At 40.9% G+C, this 5,587-nt stretch carries 3 protein-coding genes; all 3 read right to left on the bottom strand.

Annotated features, from left to right (window positions below):
- Positions 1-115: 115 nt before the first annotated feature.
- A complete protein-coding gene (locus tag J3U27_RS11420; RefSeq protein WP_267377486.1) occupies positions 116-1,444 on the bottom strand; it encodes a hypothetical protein in 1,329 nt (442 codons plus the stop codon).
- A gap of 908 nt (positions 1,445-2,352) precedes the next feature.
- The gene (locus tag J3U27_RS11415) at positions 2,353-3,666 is read right to left on the bottom strand and encodes a hypothetical protein (protein ID WP_267377485.1); all 1,314 of its coding nucleotides are present in this window, start codon (positions 3,664-3,666) and stop codon (positions 2,353-2,355) included.
- Positions 3,667-4,586: 920 nt separating this feature from the next.
- Positions 4,587-5,587 (bottom strand): hypothetical protein (locus J3U27_RS11410; RefSeq protein ID WP_267377484.1); only part of this gene is annotated, 1,001 nt, incomplete at its 5' end.

The raw sequence follows: 5,587 nt of genomic DNA, 5'->3' as shown, positions 1-5,587 counted from the left end.
CTTTTTTTATGGCTAAACGACGTTGACTCCTTGAGTCAGCTTGCTTTTAATCACTCAACACTATTTTTTATCACCCCCGCCCCCGCCTTAAGGATTAAGAACGAAGGAATAAAAACTAAGGATGGGAGCAAAGCGCGTAGCGGTAGCTGTAGCCCCAATCTACGTTACCGCTGCCTGTGTTCACGAGAAACTGGTAGTTATTAGTAGACGAGTTACTAGTATACGGGTCACTAGTCCAGTACAAAGCGTTGCGGCGGAAGCCAACGCCTGAATAATCAGGCATATTACCCCACTCAGTGACAAAACCTGAACCTATATGACGCATAATATGATTACCCGGCGAGGAAGGGGGGGCGCTAGGTACGACTACATCTCTACGAACAGCGTTGGTTAAATCACTTACGCTAGGCAGACGATAACCAATACTATCACACCAAGATAATGTATTAGGATAAGTGTCATACTTCTTACCACGGTTGACGAACCACTGCTTCAAAGTAAAACCATATTTGACGACTGGAGTACCATTACTATCACGACCGACCAACTCGAAAGTCTGAGGCAAAGAAGGTTTAGATATACGATCAGGATTGTCTGAATTATGCTGTGATGTGGTAGCGTAAGGACCAGTTAAAGTGACACGAACGCTTGTAGCAGTAGGATTAGACATTGTGACTGTGATACCACCATGAGAAACAGAAGACCAAGACAATGGCTGACTGACACCACTAATGAGTAAATAAAAGTACAGTTTGTTAGCACCAGTAGTAGGAAAGTTTCTACCGTAAAGTGACGGGTCTGTTTCTTGAGTGAGAAAACCATTAGCAGGGTCCCACATCCAAAACGGACCATTTTGGCTAGAATATTCGTGATACGTATTTGGTTTGGCGAAACAAACCACAGGCGCAGCCCTAGGATTGACGTAATAAGTCACATTACTAGCACTGAAAGTACTACGATTAGGAAAACCATAACGAGTTGATAATGTACCGTTAGAACTAGATAACGTAACCTTATAAGGTGCATTACAAATTGTTGGAACTGTACTACGTGATACCGATTGACCTCTTTTATCGACGATAGATAAACTTAAACGACCAGTAGCACTAACGCCAGAATCTCCATCATCATCCCCCCAATAATTATTAGGAGGACCGATAAGTGAACTCAAAGCGACTGAATTAGTATCAGTGGGAACCAGCATACCAATATCAGCAAAACTCTCACCGGCAGTAGGCAACTCAATTGGTCTTGAAGAAGATGAAGTATTGTTTGAAGGTGTGTATCTTGAGCCATTAGATAAAGTAATCCCAAGCAGCTCGTTAGTATTAACCACACGAGTACGACCACCGTCGAAAGTCAAATACGGCGCACAACCCTGTATCGCATTCCTAGTTGTCTGTGATGTCAATGCGTGACCCGAAAAAGGAAGGAAAAAGACCACGAAAAAAACAATTTGCCGGGATAATTGGGAAAAGGATCGAAAGCAGGATCTGAAAGAGGATCCGGAAAACGACCGTAAAAAAGATCGAGAAGAGGATCGCGGAAGCGATCGCGCGAAAATTCGCAGATTTTCACTTGATTGAGTAGAAAAATAAGTTTCAGTGAAAAATTTAAACTGGGTGCTGGACTTAGACGAATTTAAAAGATAGGTTTGGCAGGTTGGCTGTTGGCTGTTGGCTGTTGAAAATTATAATGCATTTTAGACTATCCTGTCAAGTAATTTTTTGATTAATTTACAATTTTATACTTTTCTGTCAAATTTTAGCCTATTAGCTAAAACCGTGTAAAAAGTATAGTGATTGGAAAAACACGATGCAACACTTTTTTTCGCTCATTTGCGTTAACTTTTGTAAATAGGATCTAAAAAGGATCTAAGTTGTAATTGATTAACTATTGTTTTAATTGAATATATTATCATTACAAATCTTTGAAAAGATGATTAAAGATCATCGAAAATTTTATTTTAGGGCTTTGAATTAGAAATTTAGTAAGTTTGATCATTTAAAACTTTTTAAGTGAAATTTAAAACCTCAAAAACCCCGCTCCTCAACTTTTTTTGATGTAAAAAACGACTACTAAAAAACGATACAGTTTAAAGCGGAATTATTTACTTGAGGCAACATTGCAGAATTTAGAACCCCAAAAACCCCGCTCCTCAACTTTTTTTGCGATAAAAAACTCAAAAATAAACCCGCCGAGGCGGGTAATTGAAGCGTAGCTTAGCCGCAAAATCGCTTTTTTTATGGCTAAACGACGTTGACTCCTTGAGTCAGCTTACTTTTAATTGCTTAATACTATTTTTTATCACCCCCGCCCCCGCCCTAAGGATTAAGGACGAAGAAATAAAAACTAAGGATGGGAGCAAAGTACGTGGCATTTGTCGTGGATGTGGGTCCAAGCCACGTAACCGTAGTCCGTGTCCACGATAAACTGGTCACTACCATACGGGTCACTAGTCCAGTACCAATGGTTGCCGAAGCCAACGCCTGAATAATCATACATACGACCCCACTCCGAGGAAAAACCTGAACCTATATGACGCATATAATAATTAACTGGCGAGGAAGGGGTGGCGCCAGAGATAGCAGGAGATTCTGTACGAACCGAGTTGGTTAAATCCCTTACGCGAGACAGACGATAACCAATACTATTACACCAAGATAATGTATTAGCATAATAGTCCCGCTTAGAACCACGGTTCACGAACCACTGCTTCAAAGTAAAACCATATTTGACGACTGGAGTACCATTACTATCACGACCGACCAACTCGAATGTCTGAGGCAATGTAGGTTTAGAAATAGGAATAGGACTGTCTGAATTATGCTGGGATTCGGTAGCGTAAGGACCCGTTAAAGTAACGCGTACGCTTGTAGCAGTAGGATTAGACATTGTAACGGTGATACCACCCAGAGAAACTGGAGACCAAGACAATGGCTGACTGACACCACTAATGAGTAAATCAAAGTACAGTTTGTTAGCACCAGTTGTAGGAAAGTTTCTACCGTAAAGTGATGGCTCAGTTGACTGAGGGATAAAACCATTAGCAGGGTCCCACATTGAAGCTGGACCAGCATAATCACCTGTACCCATATACAAATTAGGCCGAGCAAAACAAACCACAGGTGCAGCCTTAGGATTGACGTAATAAGTCACATTACTAGCACTGAAAGTACTACGATTAGGAAATCCGTAACGAGTGGATAATGTACCGTCAGTACTGGATAAGGTAACCTTATAAGGTGCCTTACAAATCTCTGGCACGGTACTACGTGATACCGTTTGACCGCTTTTATCGACGATAGATAAAATTAAAGAACCAGTAACAGTAACGTCACTATCACCATCATCATCCCCCCAATAATTATTAGGTGGACCGATAAGAGAACTCAAAGCGACTGAATTTGTATCAGTAGGAACGAACATACCAATATCAGCAAAACTCTGACCCTCAACCGGCAAGACGATTGGGGTTGTAGATGATGAATTGTTAGAAGGCGTGTAATTAGCTCCGTTAGATAGCGTAATCCCAAGCAGACCGTTAGCATCAACCGCACGAGTACGACCACCGTCGAAAGTCAGATACGGTGCACTACCCTGTATCGCATTCCTAGTTGTCTGTGATGTCAATGCATGACTGGAAAAAGGAAGGAAAAAGACCACGAAAAAAACAATCTGCCGGGATAATTGGGAAAAGGATCGAAAAGAGGATCCGAAAAAGGATCTGGAAATGGATCCGGAAAACGACCGGGAAAAGGATCGAGAAGAGGATCGCGGAAGCGATCGCGCGAAAATTCGCAGAATTTCACTTGATTGAGTAGAAAAATAAGTTTCAGTGAAAAATTTAAACTGGGTGCTGGACTTAGACGAATTTAAAAGATAGGTTGGCCAGGTTGCCTGTTGCCTGTTGCCTGTTGAAAATTATAATGCATTTTAGACTACCCTGTCAAGTAATTTTTTGATTAATTTACAATTTTATGCTTTTCTGTCAAATTTTAGCCTATTAGCTAAAACCGTGTAAAAAGTATAGTGATTGGAAAAACACGATGCAACACTTTTTTTCGCTCATTTACGTTAACTTTTGTAAATAAGATCTAAAAAGGATCTGGGTTATAATTGTTTAAATATTGTTTTAATTGAATATATCTAAGTTACAAATCTTTAGAATTAGAACAATTGATCCTTGAAAATTTTATTTTAGGGCTTTGGATTAGAAATTTAGTGATTTTGATATTTTAATAATTTTTAAGTGAAATTTAGAACCTCAAAAACCCCGCTCCTCAACTTTTTTGATGGAAAAAACGGCCACTAAAAAGCGCCATAGTTTAAAGCGGAATTACTTATTTGAGGCAATATTTCAAAACAGAATTTAGACCCCAAAAACCCCGTTCCTCAACTTTTTTTCTAAGATAAAACTCCTCAAAAATAAACCCGCCAAGGCGGGTAACTCAAACATCGCTAAGCCACAAAATCGCTTTTTTTATGGCTAAACGACGTTGACTCTTAGCTTGCTTTTAATCACCTAATACTATTTTTTATCACCCCCGCCCCCGCCCTAAGGATTAAGGACGAAGGAATAAGAACTAAGGATGGGAGCAAAGTCCGTAGTCGTCGTTGTTGTGGTCCAAATCCACACAACCGTTGTTTGCGCAGGCGAGAAACTGGAGACTACCATACGAGTCACTAGTCCAGTACCAACCGTAGTAGAAGCCAACGCCAGAGTAAGCGGTCGCAGCGCCCCACTCCGTGAAAAAGCCAGAACCTATATGACGCATGTACACATTATTAGGAGAAGAAGGAGTGGCGCCGACTGAACCCTGACAAAAAGTGCCTGAATTGTAACCTCGACAAGATGCATTGGTTAAATCCTTTACCTTAGGAAGGCGATAACCAAGACTATTACACCAAGATAAAGTTTGAGGATACCTGTCCTTTTTAGAACCACGGTTGACGAACCACTGCTTCAAAGTAAAACCATATCTGACGACTGGAGTACCATTACTATCACGACCGACCAACTCGAAAGTCTGAGGCAAAGATGGTGTAGAAATACGACCAGGATTGGCTGAACTATGCTGGGATGTGGTAGCGTAAGGACCCGTTAAAGTAACGCGTACGCTTGTAGCAGTAGGATTAGACATTGTGACTGTGATACCACCCAGAGAAACTGGAGACCAAGACAATGGCTGACTACTACCACTAATGAGTAAATCAAAGTACATTCCATTAGCGCCAGTTGTAGGAAAGTTTCTACCGTAAAGTGACGGGTCTGTTTCTTGAGTGAGAAAACCCTTAGCAGGGTCCCACATCGAAGATGGGCCGCGGAAATCGTGAGAATAACCATCCTCATTAAGCTTACCAAACTTTAAGTTAGGCCGAGCAAAACAAACAACCGCCCCAGCCTTAGGATTGACGTAATAAGTCACATTACTTGCATTGAAAGTACTACGATTAGGAACGCCGTAACGAGTAAATAATGTACCGTTAGAACTAGATAACGTAACCTTATAAGGTGCAGAACCATTACATGTCGTTAACACAGTATTACGTGATACAGGCCGATTGTTTCTATCGACGATAGATA

Origin of the sequence: Gilliamella sp. B2911 (assembly GCF_026536965.1) — a bacterium.
Lineage (GTDB): Bacteria > Pseudomonadota > Gammaproteobacteria > Enterobacterales > Orbaceae > Gilliamella > Gilliamella apicola_E.
Note: the sequence above shows the minus strand (reverse complement) of the source record. Positions and strands in the feature narration are given on the sequence as shown.